General features: G+C 65.4%; 20 protein-coding genes. 18 read left to right on the forward strand and 2 right to left on the reverse strand.

Annotated elements, in window-relative coordinates; all coding sequences use genetic code 11:
• Window positions 1–2 precede the first annotated feature (2 nt).
• The 6 genes from JQ635_RS32000 to JQ635_RS32025 all read left to right on the forward strand — a co-directional run bounded on the left by JQ635_RS32000 (window position 3) and on the right by JQ635_RS32025 (window position 6,137).
• Window positions 3–1,139, forward strand: coding sequence for an NAD(P)/FAD-dependent oxidoreductase (locus JQ635_RS32000; protein ID WP_211413769.1), 1,137 nt, complete (start codon window positions 3–5; stop codon window positions 1,137–1,139).
• A 27-nt stretch (window positions 1,140–1,166) separates the two neighbouring features.
• The gene (locus JQ635_RS32005; RefSeq protein WP_122405657.1) at window positions 1,167–1,463 is read left to right on the forward strand and encodes a (2Fe-2S)-binding protein; all 297 of its coding nucleotides are present in this window, start codon (window positions 1,167–1,169) and stop codon (window positions 1,461–1,463) included.
• Window positions 1,460–2,878: an NAD(P)/FAD-dependent oxidoreductase gene (locus JQ635_RS32010; protein ID WP_211413770.1), complete on the forward strand. Its 1,419-nt coding sequence runs from the start codon at window positions 1,460–1,462 to the stop codon at window positions 2,876–2,878. The genes JQ635_RS32005 and JQ635_RS32010 overlap by 4 nt, the downstream gene beginning before the upstream one ends.
• Window positions 2,875–3,996: an NAD(P)/FAD-dependent oxidoreductase gene (locus tag JQ635_RS32015; RefSeq protein WP_211413771.1), complete on the forward strand. Its 1,122-nt coding sequence runs from the start codon at window positions 2,875–2,877 to the stop codon at window positions 3,994–3,996. The genes JQ635_RS32010 and JQ635_RS32015 overlap by 4 nt, the downstream gene beginning before the upstream one ends.
• Window positions 3,997–4,008: 12 nt before the next feature.
• Complete coding sequence (locus tag JQ635_RS32020; RefSeq protein ID WP_211413772.1) at window positions 4,009–4,356, forward strand: RidA family protein; 348 nt, start codon at window positions 4,009–4,011, stop codon at window positions 4,354–4,356.
• A gap of 164 nt (window positions 4,357–4,520) precedes the next feature.
• The gene (locus tag JQ635_RS32025; protein ID WP_211413773.1) at window positions 4,521–6,137 is read left to right on the forward strand and encodes an ABC-F family ATP-binding cassette domain-containing protein; all 1,617 of its coding nucleotides are present in this window, start codon (window positions 4,521–4,523) and stop codon (window positions 6,135–6,137) included.
• A 139-nt stretch (window positions 6,138–6,276) separates the two neighbouring features.
• On the opposite strand, the gene JQ635_RS32030 is transcribed toward JQ635_RS32025, so the two are convergent.
• Window positions 6,277–7,605: a dicarboxylate/amino acid:cation symporter gene (locus JQ635_RS32030; protein ID WP_211413774.1), complete on the reverse strand. Its 1,329-nt coding sequence runs from the start codon at window positions 7,603–7,605 to the stop codon at window positions 6,277–6,279.
• A 140-nt stretch (window positions 7,606–7,745) separates the two neighbouring features.
• Here JQ635_RS32030 and JQ635_RS32035 point away from each other — a divergent pair, with 140 nt between their 5' ends.
• The 11 genes from JQ635_RS32035 to JQ635_RS32085 all read left to right on the forward strand — a co-directional run bounded on the left by JQ635_RS32035 (window position 7,746) and on the right by JQ635_RS32085 (window position 20,978).
• Complete coding sequence (locus JQ635_RS32035) at window positions 7,746–9,065, forward strand: solute carrier family 23 protein (RefSeq protein ID WP_211413775.1); 1,320 nt, start codon at window positions 7,746–7,748, stop codon at window positions 9,063–9,065.
• 73 nt (window positions 9,066–9,138) lie between these two features.
• Window positions 9,139–9,975 (forward strand): SDR family oxidoreductase, encoded by an 837-nt coding sequence (locus tag JQ635_RS32040; protein ID WP_211413776.1) that lies wholly within the window; start codon window positions 9,139–9,141, stop codon window positions 9,973–9,975.
• Window positions 9,976–10,044: 69 nt separating this feature from the next.
• The gene (locus tag JQ635_RS32045) at window positions 10,045–10,851 is read left to right on the forward strand and encodes an NAD-dependent protein deacetylase (RefSeq protein WP_211413777.1); all 807 of its coding nucleotides are present in this window, start codon (window positions 10,045–10,047) and stop codon (window positions 10,849–10,851) included.
• A 141-nt stretch (window positions 10,852–10,992) separates the two neighbouring features.
• Window positions 10,993–13,077 (forward strand): hydantoinase/oxoprolinase family protein, encoded by a 2,085-nt coding sequence (locus JQ635_RS32050; protein ID WP_211413778.1) that lies wholly within the window; start codon window positions 10,993–10,995, stop codon window positions 13,075–13,077.
• A gap of 2 nt (window positions 13,078–13,079) precedes the next feature.
• Entirely contained in the window at window positions 13,080–14,738 is a 1,659-nt protein-coding gene (locus tag JQ635_RS32055; protein WP_211413779.1) for a hydantoinase B/oxoprolinase family protein, read from the forward strand.
• 36 nt (window positions 14,739–14,774) lie between these two features.
• A complete protein-coding gene (locus JQ635_RS32060; protein ID WP_211413780.1) occupies window positions 14,775–15,776 on the forward strand; it encodes a TRAP transporter substrate-binding protein in 1,002 nt (333 codons plus the stop codon).
• Window positions 15,777–15,787: 11 nt separating this feature from the next.
• On the forward strand, window positions 15,788–16,381 hold the full coding sequence (locus JQ635_RS32065) for a TRAP transporter small permease subunit (protein WP_211413781.1): 594 nt from the start codon (window positions 15,788–15,790) through the stop codon (window positions 16,379–16,381).
• 31 nt (window positions 16,382–16,412) lie between these two features.
• On the forward strand, window positions 16,413–17,717 hold the full coding sequence (locus JQ635_RS32070) for a TRAP transporter large permease (RefSeq protein WP_211413782.1): 1,305 nt from the start codon (window positions 16,413–16,415) through the stop codon (window positions 17,715–17,717).
• A gap of 309 nt (window positions 17,718–18,026) precedes the next feature.
• The gene (locus JQ635_RS32075) at window positions 18,027–19,745 is read left to right on the forward strand and encodes a pyrroloquinoline quinone-dependent dehydrogenase (RefSeq protein WP_211413783.1); all 1,719 of its coding nucleotides are present in this window, start codon (window positions 18,027–18,029) and stop codon (window positions 19,743–19,745) included.
• An 86-nt stretch (window positions 19,746–19,831) separates the two neighbouring features.
• Window positions 19,832–20,173, forward strand: coding sequence for a c-type cytochrome (locus JQ635_RS32080; RefSeq protein ID WP_211413784.1), 342 nt, complete (start codon window positions 19,832–19,834; stop codon window positions 20,171–20,173).
• 37 nt (window positions 20,174–20,210) lie between these two features.
• The gene (locus tag JQ635_RS32085) at window positions 20,211–20,978 is read left to right on the forward strand and encodes a substrate-binding periplasmic protein (RefSeq protein ID WP_211413785.1); all 768 of its coding nucleotides are present in this window, start codon (window positions 20,211–20,213) and stop codon (window positions 20,976–20,978) included.
• A gap of 83 nt (window positions 20,979–21,061) precedes the next feature.
• Here the strand turns inward: JQ635_RS32085 and JQ635_RS32090 are convergent, their stop codons facing one another.
• Window positions 21,062–21,706 (reverse strand): glutathione binding-like protein, encoded by a 645-nt coding sequence (locus tag JQ635_RS32090; protein ID WP_211413786.1) that lies wholly within the window; start codon window positions 21,704–21,706, stop codon window positions 21,062–21,064.
• Window positions 21,707–21,812: 106 nt separating this feature from the next.
• Between JQ635_RS32090 and JQ635_RS32095 the strand changes: the two genes are divergently transcribed.
• Complete coding sequence (locus JQ635_RS32095) at window positions 21,813–22,493, forward strand: TetR/AcrR family transcriptional regulator (protein ID WP_211413787.1); 681 nt, start codon at window positions 21,813–21,815, stop codon at window positions 22,491–22,493.
• Window positions 22,494–22,703: the final 210 nt, after the last annotated feature.

Consider the following 22,703-nt stretch of genomic DNA (forward strand, 5'->3'; position numbering starts at 1 on the left):
TCATGTCAGGAGACTACGACGTCGCCGTCGTTGGCGGCGGATTGCTCGGCTCCGCCATTGCCTGGGGCCTCGGCCGACTCGGCCAGAAGGTCGCCGTGCTTGACGAAGGCGACATCACCAAGCGTGCCTCGCGCGCGAATTTTGCGCTGGTCTGGGTCCAGAGCAAGGGGCTCGGCATGCCCGCCTATACGGTCTGGACCGTGCAGGCGTCGCAGGCGTGGGGCAGGCTTGCGTCCGAACTGAAGCAGCAGACCGGGCTCGATGTTTCCTTGCAGCAGAACGGCGGTTTCCATCTCACGCTCGGCGAGGACGAATTCGGCCAGCGCACCGAGCTCGTCAAGCGCATGCACAATCAGGCCGGCGCGGCCGACTACAAGATGGAAATGCTGCGGCCCTCTGAGGTCAAGAAGGCGCTGCCGCTGATCGGGCCCGAGGTCTCCGGCGGCAGCTATTGTCCGCTCGACGGTCACGTCAATTCGCTGCGCACGTTCCGAGCTTTTCACACGGGCTTCAAGGCGTTTGGCATCGACTATTTTCCGGAGCGTCCGGTCTCGGCGATCAGCAAGAGCGGCGGCGAATTCCGCCTGACCACGCCCAAGGGCGAGCTGCGTGCCGCCAAGATCGTGCTCGCCGCCGGCAACGCCAATCAGGCGCTCGCACCGATGGTCGGCCTCTACGCGCCGATGGGGCCGACCCGCGGCCAGGTCGTCGTGACCGAGCGCACCATGCCGTTCCTGCCGCATCCCCTGACCACGATCCGCCAGACCGACGAGGGCACGGTGATGATCGGCGACAGCAAGGAAGACGAGCTGGATGATCGCACACTGAAGCCCTCGATCAGCGGCGTGATGGCCGATCGCGCGCAGCGGATGTTCCCGCATCTGTCACGGCTCAACGTAGTCAGGAGCTGGTCCGGCATCCGCGTCATGCCGCAGGACGGCTTTCCGATCTACGACCAGTCGGAGACGCATCCCGGCGCCTTCGTCGCCTGCTGCCATTCCGGCGTGACGCTCGCCTCCAACCACGCTTTCGAGATCGCGCGCATGGTGGCGCAGGGCGCGCTCGAGCCGGAGCTGGTCGGCGCGTTCTCCGCCAGCCGCTTTGGTGGCGCGGGCGCGGCGAACAGCAGCGGCTACTAGAGATATCAAGGAGCCAAGAGGCATCCCATGTTTAGACGATCCGAACAGGACAAACGCCCGCAGGTGCAGATCTTCGTCGACGGCGTCGCCGTCGCGGCGCGCCAGGGCGACACCGTCTCCGCCGCGCTGCTGGCATCCGGCCGCGACGCGCGACGCTCCACCGCGGTGAGCGGCGCGCCGCGTCTGCCCTATTGCATGATGGGCGTGTGTTTCGACTGCCTCGTCACCATCGACGGCGTCGGCAACCGGCAGGGCTGCCTCGTGCCTGTCGCCGAGGGCATGCAGATCGAAATCCAGAAGGGCAAGCGGGAGATCGGAAAATGACTGTGGCTCCCAAGCGCGAAGACTACGACGTCGTGGTGATCGGTGCCGGGCCCGCCGGCCTCGCCGCGGCCGCGACCTCCGCCGAAGCGGGTCTCACGACGCTGCTGCTTGACGAGAATATCGGCCCCGGCGGTCAGGTGTTCCGCGCTATTGCTTCGACGCCGGTCACCGACCGCAATCAGCTCGGCGCGGACTATTGGGTCGGCGCCGATCTCGTGCAGTCGCTGCGCGCAAGCAACGCGGAAGTCATCCAGCGCGCGATCGTCTGGAGCCTCGACCGCAATCTCGACATCGCCGTCTCGATCGGCGGTGCCTCGGCCTTCGTCAAGGCCAAGCGCGTGATCCTTGCGACCGGCGCGCTGGAGCGCCCGTTTCCGATTCCCGGCTGGACGCTGCCGGGCGTGATGACCGCGGGCGCGGCGCAGACCATGCTGAAGTCCTCCGCGCTGGTCCCCGATGGCCGCACGGTGATCGCGGGGCAGGGGCCGTTGCTCTGGCTGCTCGCTGCGCAGATACTGCGTCTCGGCGGCCGTATCGATCGCATCCTCGACACCACCGAGCGCGGCAACTACTTCGCCGCACTCCCGCATGCCTTCGCATTCTTGACCTCGCCCTATTTCACCAAGGGCCTGTCGATGATGCGTGAGGTGAAGGCGAAGGTGCAGGTCGTCTCGGGCGTCACCGAGCTTGCCGCCTCCGGTGATGGCCAGCTTGCCAGCGTCAGCTATGTCGCCAGCGGAAAGCGTGAGACCATTCCCGCCGATCTGTTGCTGCTGCATCAGGGCGTCGTGCCCAACGTCAACCTCGCGATGGCGGCCGGCGTCGAGCATCGCTGGGATGATCTGCAATTGTGCTGGTCGCCGGTGTTGGACGCGAGCGGCAATTCCTCGGTCGCCGGCATCGCGATCGCCGGCGATGGCGCCGGCATCGGCGGGGCCAATGCAGCCGTGGTACGCGGTCGCATTGCCGCGCGTGCGGCGGTGGAAGCGCTGGCGCCCGCAGCTGCCGCAAAACTCCCCGCAATGGCAACGCTCCGCTCCGATCTCGCCAAGGCCGAGCGTGGGCGCCTGTTCCTCGACACGCTGTTCCGCCCGGCGCCGCAGTTCCGCATTCCCAAGGGCGACACCATCGTCTGCCGCTGCGAAGAGGTGACCGCCAAGGATGTTCTCGACTCCGTCGCGATCGGCGCGACCGGGCCGAACCAGCTCAAGGCCTATCGCCGAACCGGCATGGGCCCGTGCCAGGGCCGGCTGTGCGGCCTCACCGTCACCGAGCTGATGGCGCAGGCGCGCGGCAAGTCTCCGCAGGAGATCGGCTATTACCGGCTGCGTGCGCCGGTGAAGCCGATCACGCTCGCTGAGCTCGCCGCCGTTCCGAAATCCGAGGCCGACGTCAAGGCCGTGGTGCGCGGATGAGCAGGAACGTGGATGCGATCGTCGTCGGCGGCGGCATCCACGGATGCTCGACCACGCTGCATCTGTGCCTTGCCGGCCTGAAGCCGGTGCTGATCGAGAAGGACTATGCCGGCCGCCACGCCTCCGGCGTCAACGCCGGCGGCGTGCGCCAGCTCGCGCGGCACATCCCCGAGATCCCGCTCTCGATCCGCTCGATGGGAATCTGGGAGAAGATTTCGGATCTCCTCGACGACGATTGCAGCTTCGAGAGCCACGGCCAGGTGCTGGTCGCCGAGAACGAGGAGGAGCTCGCCGTCTGCCGCGCGCGGGTCGCCGAGCTCAATGCGCTCGGCTTCACCCATGAGGAGCTGATCGACGCCGCCGAATTGCGCCGGCTGGTGCCGGCGGTGGCCGAAACCTGTCCCGGCGGCGTGGTCTCGCGCCGCGACGGCGCCGCCAATCCGGCGCAGACGACGACGGCGTTCCGGCGCAAGGCCCAGCAGCTCGGCGCCATCGTGCGCGAAGGCGTGGCCGCCGGCAACATCCGCTACAGCGACGGCCTCTGGTACGTCGATGTCGGCACTGAAACCTTTGCAGCGCCGGTGCTGGTCAATGCGGCCGGCGCCTGGGCCGGCAAGATCGCGGCTGATCTCGGCGAGCCGGTGCCGGTCGAGACCGTGGCGCCGATGCTGATGATCACCTCGCGCGTTCCGCACTTCATCGACCCCGTCGTGATCCTGCGCGGGCGAAAGCTGTCCTTCAAGCAGTTCAAGAACGGCACCGTGCTGATCGGCGGTGGCCATCTGGCGACGCCCTACCAGGACCGCAACGAGACAGTGCTGGACTGGAAGAGCCTTGCGACCAGCGCGCAGACCGTGTTCGAGCTGTTCCCGGTGATGCGCAGCGCCACCATCGTCCGCGCCTGGGCCGGCATCGAGGCGAAGATGAAGGACGACATTCCCGTGTTTGGGCCGAGCAGCCGCCACAGGGGCCTCTATCACCAGTTCGGCTTCTCGCTGCACGGTTTCCAGCTCGGCCCCGGCGCCGGCGCCGTGATGGCGGAGCTGATCGTCAACGGCGGCACGCAGACCCGCGTCAGCGATCTCGGCATCGACCGCTTCCATCCCTCCACGCTCTAAGAAGAGGACATCATGAGCATCACCCGCAGCATCCGCACGCCCATCATGCACCGTGCGGTCGAAGCCAACGGCTTCGTCTTCGTCGGCGGCACCATCGCCGACGACACCAGCGTTTCCATGGGCGACCAGACCCGCAACATCCTCGGCAAGATCGCCGGCTATCTGAAGGAGGCCGGCACCGACAAGAGCCGCGTCGTCAGCGCCTCGATCTTCGTCACGGACCTCTCCAAGAAGAAGGAGATGGACACGGCCTGGACCGAGTTCTTCGGCGACAATCTGCCGACCCGCGCCACCGTCGGCGTCGCCGATCTCGGCGGCGGCGCGCTGATCGAGGTGGTGGTTACCGCGCTCAAGGGCTGATCGCGAAGGCCGACAAAGGACGCCGGCGGTCACCGCGCCGTCGTCCCCGCGCCTTGATCTCGCCCTTCGATCGGACTACTTAGAGGCTTCCTCAACCAGGACATTCGCAGCCATGGATTTCGCCCCGACCGCAACGCTCATCCGCCTTGCTCCCGGGGAATTCCATGCCTGCTTCAATCATCCTGTCGAACCTGTCGCTGTCCACGCCTGACGGCCGTCCTCTTCTCTCCAACATCGATCTGACATTCGCTGCCGAGCGCATTGGTCTCGTCGGCCGTAACGGCGTCGGGAAAACGACGTTGCTTGCGTCGATCTCAGGGGAACATGTCCCCCGATCCGGGCGCGTTCTGATCAACGGCACCATCGGCCTGCTGCGCCAGGACGTCCAGGTGCACGCGGGTGCGACCGTGGCCGATCTGTTCGGTGTGCGGCAGGCGCTGGAGCTGCTGCGCCGCGCCGAGCAGGGCGATGCCTCCGCCGACGACATCGCTGCGACCGACTGGACGCTCGAAGCGCGACTGGAGGCCGCTCTCGCGCGCGTCGGTTTCGATCTTGCTCCGGATACGGAGCTGTCCTGCCTGTCAGGGGGCCAGATCACGCGGGTTCGTCTCGCCGCGCTGGTGTTCGCCGAGCCCGACTTCCTGTTGCTGGACGAGCCCACCAACAATCTCGACCGGGACGGACGCAAGGCGGTGGCCGATCTCCTTGCCGCCTGGCGCGGCGGGGCGATCGTGGTCAGCCATGATCGGGATCTGCTCGATACGATGGATGCGATCGTCGAGCTCACGTCGCTGGGTGCCACGCGATACGGCGGCAACTGGAGCAGTTATCGCGCACAGAAGGCCCTCGAGCTCGCGGCTGTGAGGCACGACCTCGCGCATGCCGAGAAGCGCCTGTCCGAGATCGACGGCAAGGCGCAGGAGGCCGCGGAGAGGAAGGCGCGCAAGGACAGCGGCGGCCGGAAGAAGCGTGCCAAGGGCGACATGCCGCGCATCCTCGCCGGCGCGCGCAGGGATCGCAGCGAAGACACCGGCGGCAAGGCCGCCCTGATCGCCGAGCGGCGGCGCGCGGAGGCTCTCGACGCCGTCGACACGGCGCGTCGGCGCGTCGAGATTCTCCAGCCGCTGTCGGTCAAGCTGCCCGCCACGAACCTGCCGGCGGGCAGGGAGGTGCTTTCGCTCGACCGGATCAGCGCCGGCTATCGGTCGCAGCGGCCGGTCTTGCGCGATCTTTCGCTTGCGATCGTCGGACCGGAACGGGTCGCGCTGGTCGGCCCGAACGGCTCCGGCAAGACGACGCTGCTGAGACTCATCGCCGGCGAGTTGCGCCCGTTCTCGGGCACCGTAAGGGTCAAGCCGGACTTCGCGTTGTTCGACCAGAAGGTCAGCCTGCTCGATCCCGCGATCTCCATCCTGGAGAATTTTGGACGACTCAATCCGAAGGCGGGTGCGAATGAATGCCATGCTGCGCTGGCGCGGTTCATGTTTCGCGCCGATGCTGCCTTGCAGGTCGTCGGACATCTCAGCGGCGGGCAGATGTTTCGCGCCGGCCTTGCCTGTGTGCTGGGCGGGCAAACGCCGCCGTCTCTGCTGATCCTGGACGAGCCGACCAATCACCTGGACATCGAGTCTATCGAAGCCGTTGAAGCAGGCTTGAGAGCCTATGACGGCGCTCTGCTCGTCGTCAGTCATGACGAGGCATTCTTGCAGGCGATCGGAATCGCGCGGCGATTCGAGCTCGCCGGCGACTGTGATTCCAAGTGCCCGTCAGTCGAACAATAAAAACCCGACGCCCTGCCCCCAGCGCGTCGGGTGGAAAAAATCAGTATCAATCAGTGATCCCAACGCCGCTGTTGTGACTCGTGCCGCAGCAATTTTCTACTCCGGGAAACTACCGCGGTCGGAACCCGGTTGCCGCGGCTCAAGCGCCGCCGCCCGGCTCCAGCGCCTCACCGATCTCCAGCGGATGCGCCATGGTCTCGTGCAGCGCGTCGCGGTCGAGCTCGCCTTCGGAGATGCTGATGACGACGCAGGCAACGCCATTGCCGATCAGATTGGTCAGCGCGCGGCACTCGCTCATGAACTTGTCGATGCCGACCAGGATCGCGATCGACTGGATCGGGATATCAGGCACGATCGACAGCGTTGCGGCGAGCGTAATAAAGCCGGCGCCGGTGACGCCCGAAGCGCCCTTGGAGGTGATCATGGCGATGCCGAGAATACCGAGCTCCTGCCAGATGGTCAGATGCGTGTTGGTTGCCTGCGCCAGGAACAGCGTCGCCAGGGTCATGTAGATGTTGGTGCCGTCGAGGTTGAAGCTGTAGCCGGTCGGGATCACGAGGCCGACCACCGAGCGCGAGGCGCCGAGATGCTCCATCTTCTGGATCATCTGCGGCAGCACGGTTTCCGATGACGAGGTGCCGAGCACGATCAGAAGCTCGTCCTTGATGTAGGCGATGAAGCGCAGGATCGAGAAGCCGGCGAGGCGCGCGATCGCCCCGAGCACGATCAGCACGAACAGGATGCTGGTGAGATAGAACGTGCCGATCAGGGCGACGAGGTTGAGCAGCGAGCCGAGGCCATAGGCGCCGACGGTGAAGGCCATCGCGCCGAACGCGCCGATCGGGGCGACGCGCACGATGATGCGGATGATGCCGAAGAACATCTTCGCCGCCTTGTCGATCGCCTCCGCAATGGGCTCGCCGGCCTTGCCGAGGAAGGCGATGGCGAAGCCCGACAGGATCGAGATCAGCAGCACCTGGAGCAGGTCGCCGCGCGCGATCGCGCCAAGATAGCTGTCGGGAATGATCGCCATCAGATGTGCGACGATGCCCTCTTCCTTGGCCTTGGTGACGTAGGTCGCGACCGAGTTCGGGTCGATCGTAGCAGGATCGATGTTGAAGCCGCGCCCGGGCTGGAGAATCTCGCCGACCAGCAGGCCGACCGCGAGCGCGACGGTCGAGACCGTTTCGAAATAGATCAGCGACTTCAGCCCGACCCGGCCGACACGCTTGAGATCGCCCATCGAGGAGATGCCGTGCACAACGGTGCAGAAGATCACCGGCGCGATCATCATCTTGATCAGCGCGATGAAGCCGTCGCCGAGCGGCTTCAGGGCCTTGCCGAGATCGGGATAGAAATAGCCGATCAGCACACCGAGCGCGATCGCGATCAGCACCTGGATGTAGAGGATCTTGTACCAGGGCTGGTGCCGGCGATGGACGGCTGGCTGGATCGCAATCTGTGTCATATGATGAGCCCCGGAACGCATTGCTTTTGCAAGATTTGAATCTTGCATGACTCGCATCATGTGATGGGCGCCGCAGAAGCGACAATCACATTTTTGTCGGATCGCACGAACATCAATCGCTGCACCGCAACGGGGGGAACATGACAACCACGACAGGCTCGGACGAGCAGACGCAGGGCTATTTTCCGCGCTGGAAACTCAAGGCCTCGGGCGTGATCATGCCGGAGGAGCGGCTGTCATGGGGCCAGACCATCATCTCAGGTCTGCAGCATTGCGTCGCGATGTCAGGTGCGACGATCATTGCGCCGCTGCTGATGGGGTTCGACCCCAACGTTGCGGTCCTGTTTTCCGGCGTTGGCACGCTGATCTTCTTCGTCATCGTCGCGGGGCGCGTGCCGAGCTATCTCGGATCGAGCTTCGCCTTCATCGCCGTCGTCATCGCCGCCACTGGCTATGCCGGGCAGGGGCCGAATCCGAACATCTCCGTTGCGCTCGGCGGCATCGTCGGTGCTGGGGTGCTTTACGGCGCGATCGCGCTGATCGTGATGTGGTCGGGCGTCGGCTGGATCGAGAGGCTGCTGCCGCCGGCCGTCACCGGTGCCGTGGTCGCCGCGATCGGCCTCAACCTCGCGCCCGTCGCAGTCAAGGCGGTGAGCGCCAATGCGTTCGACACCTGGATCGGGCTTGCGACCGTTCTCATCATCGGCGTGGTTGCCGTTGCAGCTCCTGGCCTGTGGCGCCGCCTCCCGATCATCCTCGGCGCGATCGGCGGATATCTCCTGTACCTGCTGTTCGCGAACGGCCTCGGCTTCGGCAAGCCGATCGACTTCGCCCAGCTCTCCGCCGCGCCGTGGCTCGGCCTGCCGAAATTCACCACGCCGACCTTCCAGGCCGATGCGATCTTTCTGATCGCGCCGGTCGCGGTCATTCTCGTCGCCGAGAATCTCGGGCACATCAAGGCGGTTGGCGCCATGACGGGCCGCAGCCTCGATGCCTATCTCGGCCGTGCCCTGTTCGCCGACGGCCTCGCGACCATCGTGGCGGCCAGCGGCGGCGGCACCGGCGTTACCACCTATGCCGAGAACATCGGTGTCATGGCGGCGACGAAGGTTTATTCGACCTTGCTGTTTGCCTTTGCAGCCATGGTGTCGATCCTGCTCGGCTTCTCGCCGAAGTTCGGCGCGCTGATTCTGTCGATCCCGGGTCCCGTCATCGGCGGCCTCTCGATCGTGCTGTTCGGGTTGATCGCCGCGATGGCGGGGCGGATCTGGGTCGAGAACAAGGTCGACTTCGCCAACCCTGCGAACCTCATCACCGTCGCCGTGGCGCTGACCGCGGGCGCCGGAGATCTCACGCTCAAGTTCGGCGCATTCACGATCGGCGGGATCGGCACCGCGACCTTCGGCGCCATCATCCTCTACCAGATCCTGACCTCGCCGCTCGCGCGACGCGCGGAGTGAATCCCAGCAATGCGCGGAAGGGATGGAACAAAACACCGGTTCCATCCATGATGACGCATCCCGGAGAGAACACATGCCGCAAACCGAACGCCCAACCTCCTTTCCCTCGCGCCTCATCGGCCAATACGCGCTGGTGACCGGCGCCTCGCAAGGCATCGGCCGCGCCGTCGCCATCCGGCTGGCGCAGGAAGGAGCAACTGTCGCCATCAACTATTTCGATCATCCTGAGAAGGCCGAGGAGACGCTGGCGCTGGTGCGGACGGCATCGAGCGACCGCGGCCACGGCAGGCTCGATCATGTCATCGTCAAGGCCGACGTCGGCAACGAGCAGGAGATCGCCGCGATGTTCGAGACGGTTTTGGCGCGTTTCAAGCGCCTCGATTGTCTCGTCAACAATGCCGGCTTCCAGCGGGAATCGCCGAGCGATGCGCTCGACGTCGAAACCTATCGCCGCATCATCGACGTCAATCTGAACGGCGCCGTGCTTTGCGCGCAGAAGGCGCTCGCGCATTTCGTCGCGCGCGGCGGAGGCGGAAGCATCATCAACTGCTCCAGCGTCCACCAGATCATCCCGAAACCCGGCTATCTCGCTTATTCCATCAGCAAGAGTGGCATGGCCGGTCTGACTCGCACTCTGGCGCTGGAGTTCGCAGGACGCGGCATCCGCGTCAATGCAGTCGGTCCCGGTGCGATCGACACGCCGATCAACGCAGCCTGGACCGGCGATGCCGAAAAGCGCGGTGTCGTCACCAGCCACATTCCCATGGGCCGAGTCGGCACGCCGGAAGAGATCGCCGCCGTGTTCGCCTTCCTCGCGTCGGACGATGCGAGCTACATCACCGGGCAGACCATCTACGCCTGCGGAGGTGTGACGCTGTTTCCGGAGTTTCGGGAGAACTGGGCGAGCTAGCTCGGTCCGACGCAGGCGAGGTCCGTGCGGCATCTGGCGGAATCCGCTGGCGCGAACTACATCTGCGCCATGACAAGTTCTCCGCTCCAGGATTTCATCGGCCGGCACGAAAATCTGTTCGTGCTGACCGGCGCCGGCTGCAGCACCAATTCGGGCATTCCCGATTACCGTGACAGTCACGGCAACTGGAAGCGGACCCAGCCGGTCAATTTCCAGGCTTTCATGACCGAGGAGCACACGCGCCAGCGCTACTGGGCGCGCAGCCTGATCGGCTGGCGGCGGTTCGGCCAGGCGAGGCCGAATGATGCGCACCGTGCGCTGGCCCGGCTCGAGGCGGGCGGGCGGTGCGAGATGCTGCTGACCCAGAACGTCGACCGGCTGCATCAATCCGCCGGCCACCGGCAGGTGATTGATTTGCATGGCCGGCTCGATCTCATCCGTTGCATGGGCTGCGGGGCGAAGACGCCGCGGAGCGAATTCCAGGACACGCTGGGGCGCATGAACGCGGAGTGGCTGACGCTCGATGCCGCCGATGCGCCGGATGGCGACGCCGATCTGGAGCACGCGGAGTTCTCGTCGTTCACGGTGCCGGCTTGCGAAGCCTGCGGCGGCATCCTCAAGCCCGATGTGGTGTTCTTCGGCGAGAACGTGCCGCGCGACGTGGTCGCCACGGCGCAGGACCATCTGTCGCAGGCTGACGCCATGCTGATCGTCGGCTCGTCATTGATGGTCTATTCCGGATTTCGCTTCGTGCAGGCGGCCGCGAAACGGCAGATCCCGATCGCCGCGGTCAATCTCGGGCGCACCCGCGCCGACGATCTCCTGACGCTGAAGGTCGAGGAGCGCTGCGAAGCGGCGCTTGCATTCCTGCTCTGAACGCGCGCGAGGCGAACACGCCTTGCCTATTGCATAGGTGCCGCGCAGAATGGCCGGGCGCAGCGTTGCCGGCATGCCTCATGGCACGGAAATTGCTGCGTTTTTGGACCCTGTCTTGACGATCAGCACGGAGAATTTGGAATGCTTGAGGGAGCCGAGGTGCGGCTTGCCGTGGATATCGGTGGCACGTTCACCGACATCGTGCTGGACGTGGGGCAGGACCGCAAGACGCGCAAGGTGCTGACCACACCGCAGCGCCCCGAGCAGGCCGTGCTGGACGGCATGCGCCTCATCCTCACTGACGCGCACGCCCATATCAGCGATATCGACGTCTTCATTCATGGCACAACGCTGGCGACCAATGCGATCATCGAGCGCCGCGGCGCCAAGACGGCGCTGATTGCGACCGACGGCTTTCGCGACGTGCTCGATATCGGTACCGAGAGCCGCTACGACCAGTATGATCTCAGCATCGACAAGCCGAAGCCGCTGGCGCCGCGCAGCCTCCGCTTCACCGTGCCCGAGCGCATCGACGCCCATGGCGCCGTCCGTCTCCCGCTGGACGAAGCCTCGGTGCGCGCACTCGCGCCGAAATTGCGCGAGCTGGGCGTCGAGAGCGTGGCGATCGCCTTCCTGCACTCCTATGCCAACCCCGAGCACGAGCGGCGCGCGGCCGCGATCCTCGCCGAAGAGATGCCCGGCATTTCGGTGACGGTGTCATCGGCCGTGTGCCCGGAGATCCGCGAATATGAGCGCACCTCCACGGCGGTTGCGAACGCTTATGTGCAACCGTTGATCGACGGCTATCTCGCCCGCATGGCCGATGCCTTGCAGGTCGAGCAGTTTCGCGGCGCGATCTATCTCGTCACCTCGGGCGGCGGCGTCACCTCGATCGAGACGGCGCGGCGCTTTCCCGTGCGTCTCGTCGAATCCGGCCCGGCCGGCGGCGCGATCTTCGCGGCGCAGATCGCGGCACGGTTAGGGGAGAGCAAGGTGCTCTCCTTCGACATGGGCGGCACCACGGCAAAAATCTGCCTGATCGAAAAATACCAGCCGGAGACCTCGCGTGTGTTCGAGGTCGACCGTGCCGCGCGCTTCCTCAAGGGCTCAGGCCTGCCGGTGCGCATCCCCGTGATCGAGATGGTCGAGATTGGCGCCGGCGGCGGCTCGATCGCTCATGTCGACGCGATGAAGCGCGTCACCGTCGGTCCTGAGAGCGCCTCGTCGGAGCCCGGCCCCGCCTGTTACGGTCGCGGCGGCCAGCGTCCGGCCGTGACGGATGCGGACGTCGCGCTCGGCATGATCGATCCCGATGCCTTTGCAGGCGGCACGATCAAGCTCGATCCGGAGCTGTCGAAGCAGGCGCTGCTGCGCGATGTCGGCGAGGCACTCGGCCTGTCGGCGGAAACTGCCGCCTATGCCGTGCACGAGGTCGTTTGCGAGAACATGGCGAGCGCGGCGCGCGTGCATGCGGTCGAGCGTGGCGCCGTGGTCGGCCAGCACACGCTGATCGCCTTTGGCGGCGCCGCGCCGCTGCATGCGGCGCGCGTTGCCGAGAAGATCGGCGTCTCCCGCGTGATCGTGCCGTCGAATGCCGGCGTCGGCTCGGCGGTCGGATTCCTGGCGGCGCCCATCGCCTACGAACTGGTGCGCAGCCGTCACGTCCGGCTCGACGATTTCGACACCAAGGCCGTCTCCGACCTCTTGCAGGAGATGGCGACCGAGGCGCGTGCGCTGGTCGAGCCCGGTGCTGCCGGCGCGCCGGTGCGCGAGCGCCGCGCGGCCTTCATGCGCTATGTCGGTCAGGGCCACGAGATCACCGTCGAGCTGCCGAACCGGCCGCTGACCTCGGCCGATCTCGCCGGCCTGCGCCAGAAGTTCGAGACCGACTATTCAGCGATGTTCGAGCGCCCGATTCCGGGCGCGGCGATCGAGGTGTTGAGCTGGTCGGTACTTGCCACCACCGAGGCGCGCAATCCGCCCGCGGTTGCGGCGGTCCCGCGCAAGCCCGCGGCCAAGGCCTCCGGCAGCCGAAAGTTCTTCGACGGCCGGGCCGGGGAGGTGATCGAGATCCCGCTCTATCGCCGTGAGGACATGGCGCCGGGCGCGACCATCGCGGGCCCCGCCGTGATCGCGGAAGACGAGACCTCCACTTTTGTCTCCACCAGTTTTGACGCGCATATCGACGGTGCCGGCAGCATCGTCATGGAACGGAAGGCAGCCTGATCATGAGCAAGGCAAATGGCGCGAGCCTGATCGACCTGCAGATCATGTGGCACCGGCTGATCGCCGTGGTCGAGGAGCAGGCGCAAGTGCTCTTGCGCACGGCGTTCAGTCCGATCGTGCGCGAATGCGGCGACCTCTCGGCCGGTGTGTTCGACCTCAAGGGGCGGATGCTGGCGCAGGCGGTGACCGGCACGCCCGGTCACGTCAACTCGATGGCGGAATCCGTCAAGCACTTCATCGCCCACTTTCCGATCGAGACGATGAAAGAGGGCGACGCCTACATCACCAACGATCCCTGGATGGGCACCGGCCATCTCAACGATTTCGTCGTCACCACTCCCTGCTTCAAGAACGGCAAGATCGTCGCGCTGTTCTCCTGCACCAGCCATCTCATGGACATCGGCGGCATCGGCTTCGGGCCTGATGCCACCGACGTGTTCATGGAGGGGCTCTACATCCCAATGCTGAAGCTGATCGACCGGGGCGTCGTCAACGAGACGCTGATGGCGATGATCCGCACCAATACGCGGCTGCCGATCGACACCGAGGGCGACACCTATTCGCTCGCCGGCTGCAACGACGTCGGCTGCGAGCGTCTGGTCGAGATGATGACCGAATTCGGCATCGACACGCTCGACGAGCTCGGCGATTACATCTGCGACCGCTCGCGCGAGGCGGTGCTGGCCGAGATCGCAAAGCTGCCGAAGGGCAGCTGGCGCAACACCATGGTGGTCGACGGTTACGACGCGCCGGTGACGCTGGCCGCGACGCTGACGATCTCGGCTGCGGGCATTCACGTCGATTTCGACGGCACGTCAGTCGCCTCGAAGTTCGGCATCAACGTGCCGCTGTCCTACACCACGGCCTATACCGTGTTCGGCCTCGGCTGCGTCGTCGCCTCGCAGATCCCGAATAATGCCGGCTCGCTCTCGCCGCTGACGGTGTCGGCGCCTCCTGGCGCGATCCTCAATGCGCCGAAGCCGGCGCCGGTCGCCTCGCGCCACGTCATCGGTCAGATGCTGCCCGACGTCGTGTTCGGCTGCCTGCGCCAGATCATTCCCGAGCGCGTGCCTGCCGAAGGCACGTCCTGCCTCTGGAATCTCAACGTGCGCGGCCAGACCCGCTCTGGCGCCGGCGGCAATTACGGGTTCTCGATGGCGGTGACCTCCAATGGCGGCACCGGCGCGCGATTTGGCAAGGATGGCCTCTCCGCAACTGCCTATCCCAGCGGCGTGCGCGGCACACCGGTCGAGATCGCAGAGACGCAGACGCCTTTGATCTTCTGGCGCAAGGAACTGCGCCCGGATTCCGGCGGGGCAGGGCGCACCCGCGGCGGCCTCGGCCAGATCATCGAGGTCGGCAGCGGCGTCGATGCGCCGTTCGACATTCTCGCCGCGTTCGACCGCATCGATCATCCGCCGCGCGGCCGCGATGGCGGCCAGAACGGCGAGGCCGGCTACGTTGGTCTCAAGTCCGGCAAGAAGCTGCGTGGCAAAGGTTTTCAGCAGGTGCCGCCGGACGACCGGCTGGTGGTGATGACGCCTGGCGGCGCCGGCATCGGTGCGCCCACCGAGCGCGATCGTGCGGCCGTCAACGACGATGTCGCGAGCGGTCTCGTGTCTTCAGAGAACGCAGTCAAGGTTTACGGTCACGCGCGCTGATGCGTCAGCGCGCTTGGTAACAAACGGAGGGGCGCAATGATCACGCGACGGAACTTCACCGCGGGCGCAGCGACGCTGCTCGCTGCCGGCCATATCTCCACCCGCGCGCGGGCGGCGACGACAAGCTGGGACATGTCGACGGTCTGGCCCGACGGCAATTTCCATACCCAGAACGCGATGGCCTTCGCCGAAGAGGTGAAGAAGCAGAGCGGCGGCTCCGTTGCGATCACCGTGAAGGCGGGCGGCCAACTTGGCTTCAAGGGTCCCGAACATTTGCGTGCCGTGCGCGACGGCCTCGTGCCGCTCGCCGACGTCCTCAACATCCAGCAGGTCGGCGACGAGCCCTTCATGGGCGTCGAGAGCATCCCCTTCTTGTGCGGCTCGATGGACGAGCTCAAGGTACTGCACAAATATGTGCGGCCCGAATACGAGAAGGTCGCCGCGCGCAACAACCAGAAGATCCTCTACATCGTGCCGTGGCCGACGCAATATCTGCACCTCAAGGTCAAGGTCGCCGACGTCGAGGGCCTGAAGAACATCAAGATCCGCGTGCCCGACAAGAACGCCGTCGACATGCTGGCCGTGGTCGGCATGGCGCCGGTGATGATCCCCTGGGGCGAGACGATCCCTGCGCTCGCTTCCGGCGCGGTCTCTGGCGTCTCCACCTCGGCGGTGTCGGGCGTCGACGGCAAGTTCTGGGAATTCTTGAAATACATCTATCCGACCAACCATGTCTGGTCGTCGCAGATGCTCACCGTCAATCTCGACTCCTGGAAGGCACTCAGCGCCGATCAACAGAAGCTCGTCTCTGATATCGCCGCGAAGATGGAGCCGGGCTTCTGGGCGAATTCGCTCAAGGCCGACGCCGACAGCCTCAACCGCCTCAAGGAAGGCGGCATGGAGGTGGTGCCGGTCTCGGAGGCCATGATCACAGACATCCGCGCCAAGACCGCGCCGCAGTTAGATGCCTTCCTCAAGCGCGTGCCGGCGGCCGACAAGCCGGTGCGGGCCTATCTCGCCGAAATGAAGCGCGGCTGAGGGGCGGGGCAGTGGTGAGCGTTTCGTCCGAAGCACCGCAAAGCCTCAATGCAGCGGCGCCCGCGCCGCTGCGCATGGTCCTCGACGGCATCGATCGCCTCGGCCGGCTCGACGGCTGGATCGGCGGCGGTTGTCTGCTCACGCTGACGCTGTTGATGCTGTGCGAGGTCGCAACCCGTTTCCTCTCGAACTTCCTGCCGTTCTTCCCGCCGACCATCTCGATCGCGTGGGAATACTCTTCTTACCTGATGGCGGCCTCGTTCACCTTCGGCGCCGCCATGACCTTGCGCGTCGGCGGCCACATCCGGGTCGTGCTGCTGCTGAAGAACGCGCCGGCGCCGGTGCAGCGCGCGCTCGAGATCCTCTCGGCAGCCGCGGGTTTCGCCTTCATGGCGTTCCTGACCTCGGCGATGGCGAAGTTCGCCTTTGCTGCGTACACGCGCGGCCAGGTCTCGACCTCCAGCGACACACCGCTGTGGTTTCCGGAAGCCGTCGTCACCTTCGGCATGCTGCTGCTCACGCTGCAGTTCCTGGCGCGCGCGATCCAGGCCGTGCTCGGCCTGCCGCTGGAGGATCACCGCATGAAGGCCTCTCCCGTCGAATGACCGCCTTGCCCGCACCCGGATTCAAGATCGCATGACCATCGAAGTTCTCGCCCTGTTTGCGATCCTGTTTGCGCTGCTGGCCTGCGGCGTGTGGATCGGCCTCACGCTTGCGCTCACCGCGACGCTGCTGCTCGCGATGTTCCGCTCGATCCCGCTCGACAAGCTGCTGCCGCAATATGCCTGGAACATCCTGACCACGCAGGAGCTCTTGGCGCTGCCGCTATTCATCCTGATGGGCGAGCTGCTGTTCCGCACCCGCCTGTCGCGCTCGCTGTTCCAGGGGCTCGCGCCCTGGGCCGGGCTTCTGCCTGGCCGCCTGCTGCATGTGAACGTGATCGGCTGCACCATCTTCGCGGCGATCTCGGGCTCGTCGGCCGCGACCACGCAGGTGATCGGCCGCATGTCGCTGAATGAACTGCTGCGCCGCGGCTATTCGCGCGACATCGCGATCGGCTCGCTCGCCGGTGCCGGCACGCTCGGCTTCCTGATTCCGCCGTCCAACATCATGATCATCTACGGCGTGCTCGGCGACGTCTCGATCCTGAAGCTGTTCACGGCGGGCGTGCTGCCCGGCCTGCTGCTTGCGGCGACCTTCATGAGCTGGGTGATGCTGCACACCAGCCTCAAGCCCGCGATGGTGCCGGAGACGGAGGCCAAGCTCTCGCAGGTGCCGTGGGGCGAACGCTTCGCCGCGCTGAAGGATCTCGCGCCGGCGCTGTTCCTGATCGCCTGCGTGCTCGGCTCGATGTATGGCGGGCTGGCGACACCGTCGGAGGCCGCCGCCGTCGGCGTGCTCGGCGCGGGGCTGGTGGCCTGGGCGCAGGGCTCGATGTCGCAGCAGGTGATGCGCGACGTGCTGATCGGTTCGGTCGTCACCTGCTCGATGATCGCGCTGATCGTGCTCGGCGCCTCGATCCTCGGCAATGCCGCGGCGTTCCTCGGCATTCCCCAGGCCGTCGCCGCCTTCGTCAAGGGTCTCGGCCTGTCGCCCTTCATGCTGATCGTGGTGCTGGTCATCTTCTACCTGATCCTCGGCTGCTTCCTCGACGGCTTCTCGATGATCGTGATGACGCTGCCGATCGTGCTGCCGATCGTGAAGGGCGCGGGCTTCGACGAGATCTGGTTCGGTATCTTCCTGGTGCTCGCGGTCGAGATGGCGCAGATCACCCCGCCTGTCGGCTTCAACCTGTTCGTGATCCAGGGCCTCACCGAGGACGGCCTCGGCTACATCGCGCGCGTCACGATGCCCTACCTGATGATCATGATCGGCTTCGTGCTGCTACTGACCCTGTGGCCTGGCATCGTCACGATCCTGCCGCGCGTGCTGTACGGATAGCCGTTTCGGTCCAATGGCGATCGAACGGTCAGCGCTGCTGTCGTTTCAATTCGCCCTCTGCGCCAATTCGCCCCTCGCGCGCATTCCGTCTTTGCACGCTCTGTGATCCGTCGTACGCTATGCGAGCAGACGTGCAACAGCAATCACGCCAGTGAACGTGGCTCCTTTGGCGACATCCGCCAAGAGAGAGGGCATCTGTTGGCAGCTCATGTCCGGCGGAGGACAATCGACGCATACTGAACTGCAAACATTCCTCGCAGCGGCGTTCACGAGACGCAATCAATAAACACCAAGCGGGAGGAAGTGCACATGAGGAAGCAGTGGCTCAGCTCGGGCTTACCTGTTCTCGCCGTTGCGGCATTCGCGGCGTCGGCGGCGCTGGCCCAAGCCGTGGATACGGCCCGGATCGAGGCCGCCGGCCAGAACGACTGGCTCACCTATCACGGTTCATACAAATCCCATCACTACAGCCCGCTCGCGCAGATCAATGCGAACAACGTCGGCAATCTGGGCGTCGCCTGGATGCACATTCCAGGACGATCGACGCGCGGCCTGCAGTCGATGCCGCTCGTGGCCGACGGCGTGCTGTACTACTCGGGTTCCTACAGCCGTGTGTTCGCGCTGAACGGCGCGACGGGCGAGGTCATGTGGTCGTTCTTTCCGGAGCTGGATGAGGCGCTCATCAGCCGCCAGACCCACTCTCCCTACAACCGCGGCGTAGCCCTCGGCGAAGGCAAGGTCTTCGTCGGCACGATGGACGGTCGTCTCTTCGGGCTCGATGCGAAGACCGGCAAGGTCCTCTGGGAGACCAGGCTGATCGATTCGCAGAAGCTCACGGTCGGCTTCACCGGCGCGCCGCTTTACGCGAAGGGCAGCGTGATTATCGGCTCGCAAGGTGGCGAATGGCCGGGCCGCGGCCCGATCTTCGCCGTCGATGCCACCACCGGAAAGAAGAAGTGGGAGTTCCTGACGGTCGCGGGCACCGACGAGGCCATGAAGACCTGGGGCAACGATTCCTGGCGCACCGGCGGCGGTGGCGGCTGGATGCCGGGCACCTACGATTCCGAGACCAACACGATCCTGTGGGGCACCGCAAACCCGGCGCCGCTCTATGATTGGTCGGGCGCCGACTACAAGACGCAAGGGGCGCGTCCCGGCGACAACCTCTATACGAGTTCAGTGATCGCTCTCGATATCGATACCGGAAAGCTGAAATCCTACCATCAGGAACTGCCGCACGATGCCTGGGACTTCGACAGCGCCGTCGGCGAGTTCGTGATGCTCGAGCGAGACGGCCAGAAATACGTGGTTCATCCGAACAAGGGCGGCTTCATCTTCGTCTACGACCGCAATCTCGGCGTGAAGAACGTCTGGCGGCTGGTCGAGAACATCAACTTCGTCAAGGATATCGATCCCAAGACCGGCGCATTGATCGGCCGTCGCGATTTTCCGGTCGGGAAGGTCACCGAACCGCCACTGTGTCCCTTCATCGGCGGCGGCATCAGCTGGAACTCCGGCTCGTATAGCCCGAAGACCGGTCTCTACTACAAGATCGGCCAGGAATGGTGCATGACGCTCGATATCCAGAAGACGACGCCGGTCACCACGCCGCAGGTTCAGCTCAACATCGGCGCCGATTTCAAGATGGCGCCGCCCCCTGGCGGTGAGATCTACGGACATCTCGACGCGCGCGACCCCATCACGGGGGCAAAGAAATGGGAGGTTCGCTATCCCGAGCCGCCGCTCGGGAGCGTGCTGTCGACCGCCGGCAATCTCGTGTTCGTGCCTGATTCCCGCGGCGTCCTTCACGCCTACGATGCAGAAACCGGGGCCGAGCTGTGGAAGCACAACAACGGCACCGGCCACCAGGGCGGCATCGTCAGCTATTCCGCGGGCGGCAAGCAATATATCGCGGTGACCGCAGGCTTCGGCGGCATGCTGGCGGACGAATATGCGCCGAACTTCGGCGGCGTCTACAAGAGCATGCCGCGTGACGACGGCGCGCTCGTTGTCTTCAGCCTGAAATAGCCTGCCGCAAACGTTCGTCGGGAAGCGGGCGCAAGCCCGCTCCCCGGTCGATCGAAGCGGCGGCGTGATTCAGGAATGGAGCGGACGTGTTGAGATTGCATTTGAAGACGATTCCGGCGGGGCTGGCCGCCTCGCTGCTGTGCGCCGTGATGGCGCAAGGACAATCCGCCACGCCTGCGCCCGAGAACGGGACGTTCGAGGTCGAACAGGTGTTCGCGGGGACTTGCGGCTTCTGTCACTCCGACGGCGGCCGCGCGCCCGGCAAGGGGCCGCAACTGATGAACTCGCCGCGCGATGACGATTTCATTCGCAGCCGCATCAAGCATGGCAAGCAGGGGGCGATGCCGGCATTCGACGGCGCCTTCACCGACGCCCAGATCGACAAGATCGTCAAATACATCCGCGCCTTGAAACCGCGCGAGGGCTGAGACGCAAAGACCCGATCCATCCAGATGAGAGCGCGGAATGAAGGTACCCGTCCCGGCCATCGTCGCTGCCGCCATCGTTTTGTCGGGACCGGCGCAGGCGCGAACCCTGGAGGCGATCCGTTCGAGCGGGGTGATCGGGCTGTGCGCGCATCCCAATTCGCTTCCCTTTGCGCGCAAGGCCGGCGATCCGCCCGGCTTTCAGGTCGAGCTCGGCCGGGTGCTGGCACGCGAGCTCGGTGTCTCGCTCAGGCTCGACTGGATCATCACGCAGTATCAGATGCGCAGCGCCGGCTGTGACATTCTTCTGGATGTCATCGCCGACCGCGAAGCGCAGGGCGAAACCCGCTTGAGGATCTCGAAACCGTACTATCGCACGGGCGTCGCGCTCGCGGTGCCGTCATCCAGCACGCTCACCTCGTTCGCGAGCCTCAACGGGGCGACCAGGGTGGGCGTGCAGGTTGGATCGATCGCAGCCATGATCATCGGTCAACGACGCGTGCCGACGTCGACCTTCGGCTTCGAGAGCGACAGCCTGGAGGCCGTGTCGAACCATGAGATCGATGCCGCCGCTGTCACGCCCACCGCGGCGAGCTATTTCAATCTGATGCATCCGGACAAGCCGCTCCGGATCCTGGATCGCGACGAGAGCGTCGTCGATCTCAACTGGAACGTCGCCGTCGGCATGATCCGTCCGGACGATGCGTTGCGCGAAGCCATCGACGGAGCGGTGGAGCGGCTGCGAAGCGACGGCACGATCGACCGCATCTACGGCCGCTATGGGATCGTGCTGCAGGCGCCGAGATAGTTGGGCTGCGCAACGGAACGACGCTGTCCCGACCGAGTCGGGACGGCGTCGCCGTCGCGCGAAATACGGAGAAGGCGCCGGCCTCAGGCCGCCGCCTTTTTCCGCGCGAGCTCGGCCTTGTACAGCTCGAACTCCTCCGCAACCGCCTTTGCGATTGACGGCCGCTGACGCAGGCGCTCGTAATACGCCTTCACGTTCGGCCATTTCGCAAGCTCGATCGGCGGCGTCGCCATGGTCCAGTTGATGACCGTGACGAGATAGGCGTCGGCCACGCTGAAATGGTCGAGCAGGAACTCCCGGCCTTTCAAGTAATTGTCGAGATAGGCGAGCCGCGACAGGTTCTTCTCCAGCACATAGGCTTTCGCTTCCTGCGGCGCCTTGCGGTCGAGCACGGGGATGAACAGGCCCTTGTGCAGCTCGGTGCCGATGAAGCAGAGCCATTGATGCAGCCGGGTGCGCTCGATGCCCGCCGTGGCGCCGAGGCCGGATTGCGGAAAACGGTCCGCGACATATTGCAGGATCGCGGCGTTCTCGGTCAGCACCACGCCCTCGTCGGTGCGCAGCGTCGGCACAAGGCCGATCGGGTTGACAGTGCGGAAGTCGGAGCCGTCCTTCAGCACCGTCTTGGTCGGCGGATCGACTTCGAGATAGTTCGCCTCGGCGCCGGCTTCATACAGCGCGACGCGCGTCGCCATCGAACAGGCGAGCGGCGAGAAATAAAGATCCATCTTGGGCCTCCTTGGGCAATTCCTCTTTGGGTGTCGCTCAACCTGGCCAGATTGATTTTTGTACCATCTTGCATAATATATCCGTGGTCAAGGATTATTTTGCGAGATGGTACAAAAATCGAAACCGCCAGCTGCTGCCAATCCGCCCGAGCGCCGCGGCGAACCCGAGCGCCGCAGCGAACCCAAGCGCCGCGGCCGTCCCCGCGCCTATGAGCCCGAGATCGCGCTCGGCAAGGCGCTCGATCTGTTCCGCAAGCAAGGCTTTGCGGCCACCTCGCTCGACGATCTCAGCGAAGCCACCGGCATGAACAGGCCGAGCCTCTACGGCGCCTTCGGCGACAAGCGCGAGCTCTACATCAAGAGCTACCAGCGCTATCGCGAGGAGGCTGCCGCTTCCATGGTCGAGATCTTTCGCCAGGAGATGCCGCTGCGCCAGCGGCTGGAGCGCATCTACGCGGCCGCGCTCGACATCTATCTGTCCGGCGACACCGGCCCGCGCGGCTGCTTCACGGTCGTGACCGCGGCGTCCGAGGCCGTCGGCGATCCCGAGATCCGCGCCATGGTGCTCGATGGTCTCACCGGGCTCGACAAGGCGTTTGCAAGTTGCTTCCGCCGCGCCAGGGAGAAAGGCGAGTTGCCGGAGAACGCCGATCCAATCGCGCTGGCGCAGGTCGCCTCCGCCACCATCCACACCATCGCCATCCGCTCGCGCGCCCGCGTCCCGCGCAAGGAGCTCGAGGCGATCGTGAAGGGCGCGATCGATGTGATGGTGGGGGCTAAAGGGTAAGCTGTCGTCCCGGACAAGCGCAGCGAAGCGGAGCGCCGATCCGGGACCCATAACCACAGGGAGTGGTTTGGCGAAGGCTCGGAATTGCCAGCTAGCCCTACACTCCTCCCTGGGGTTATGGGTCCCCGCTTTCGCGCTAGGGCATGCACGTATCTAGTGCGGCGGATTGACTCGGGTTGGCCACAGGGGATTCCAGAATCGGAAGTCTGT

It is taken from the genome of Bradyrhizobium iriomotense, assembly GCF_018130765.1.
Lineage (GTDB): Bacteria > Pseudomonadota > Alphaproteobacteria > Rhizobiales > Xanthobacteraceae > Bradyrhizobium > Bradyrhizobium iriomotense_A.

What these genes read in the sequence shown, in the direction of transcription:
- JQ635_RS32070 (WP_211413782.1), top strand. Translation starts at nt 16,413, where the DNA reads ATGACCATCGAAGTTCTCGCCCTGTTTGCGATCCTGTTTGCGCTGCTG.
- JQ635_RS32025 (WP_211413773.1), top strand. Translation starts at nt 4,521, where the DNA reads ATGCCTGCTTCAATCATCCTGTCGAACCTGTCGCTGTCCACGCCTGAC.
- JQ635_RS32045 (WP_211413777.1), top strand. Translation starts at nt 10,045, where the DNA reads ATGACAAGTTCTCCGCTCCAGGATTTCATCGGCCGGCACGAAAATCTG.
- JQ635_RS32055 (WP_211413779.1), top strand. Translation starts at nt 13,080, where the DNA reads ATGAGCAAGGCAAATGGCGCGAGCCTGATCGACCTGCAGATCATGTGG.
- JQ635_RS32015 (WP_211413771.1), top strand. Translation starts at nt 2,875, where the DNA reads ATGAGCAGGAACGTGGATGCGATCGTCGTCGGCGGCGGCATCCACGGA.
- JQ635_RS32000 (WP_211413769.1), top strand. Translation starts at nt 3, where the DNA reads ATGTCAGGAGACTACGACGTCGCCGTCGTTGGCGGCGGATTGCTCGGC.
- JQ635_RS32040 (WP_211413776.1), top strand. Translation starts at nt 9,139, where the DNA reads ATGCCGCAAACCGAACGCCCAACCTCCTTTCCCTCGCGCCTCATCGGC.
- JQ635_RS32085 (WP_211413785.1), top strand. Translation starts at nt 20,211, where the DNA reads ATGAAGGTACCCGTCCCGGCCATCGTCGCTGCCGCCATCGTTTTGTCG.
- JQ635_RS32090 (WP_211413786.1), bottom strand. Translation starts at nt 21,706, where the DNA reads ATGGATCTTTATTTCTCGCCGCTCGCCTGTTCGATGGCGACGCGCGTC.
- JQ635_RS32030 (WP_211413774.1), bottom strand. Translation starts at nt 7,605, where the DNA reads ATGACACAGATTGCGATCCAGCCAGCCGTCCATCGCCGGCACCAGCCC.
- JQ635_RS32035 (WP_211413775.1), top strand. Translation starts at nt 7,746, where the DNA reads ATGACAACCACGACAGGCTCGGACGAGCAGACGCAGGGCTATTTTCCG.
- JQ635_RS32095 (WP_211413787.1), top strand. Translation starts at nt 21,813, where the DNA reads ATGGTACAAAAATCGAAACCGCCAGCTGCTGCCAATCCGCCCGAGCGC.
- JQ635_RS32005 (WP_122405657.1), top strand. Translation starts at nt 1,167, where the DNA reads ATGTTTAGACGATCCGAACAGGACAAACGCCCGCAGGTGCAGATCTTC.
- JQ635_RS32050 (WP_211413778.1), top strand. Translation starts at nt 10,993, where the DNA reads ATGCTTGAGGGAGCCGAGGTGCGGCTTGCCGTGGATATCGGTGGCACG.
- JQ635_RS32075 (WP_211413783.1), top strand. Translation starts at nt 18,027, where the DNA reads ATGAGGAAGCAGTGGCTCAGCTCGGGCTTACCTGTTCTCGCCGTTGCG.
- JQ635_RS32060 (WP_211413780.1), top strand. Translation starts at nt 14,775, where the DNA reads ATGATCACGCGACGGAACTTCACCGCGGGCGCAGCGACGCTGCTCGCT.
- JQ635_RS32020 (WP_211413772.1), top strand. Translation starts at nt 4,009, where the DNA reads ATGAGCATCACCCGCAGCATCCGCACGCCCATCATGCACCGTGCGGTC.
- JQ635_RS32010 (WP_211413770.1), top strand. Translation starts at nt 1,460, where the DNA reads ATGACTGTGGCTCCCAAGCGCGAAGACTACGACGTCGTGGTGATCGGT.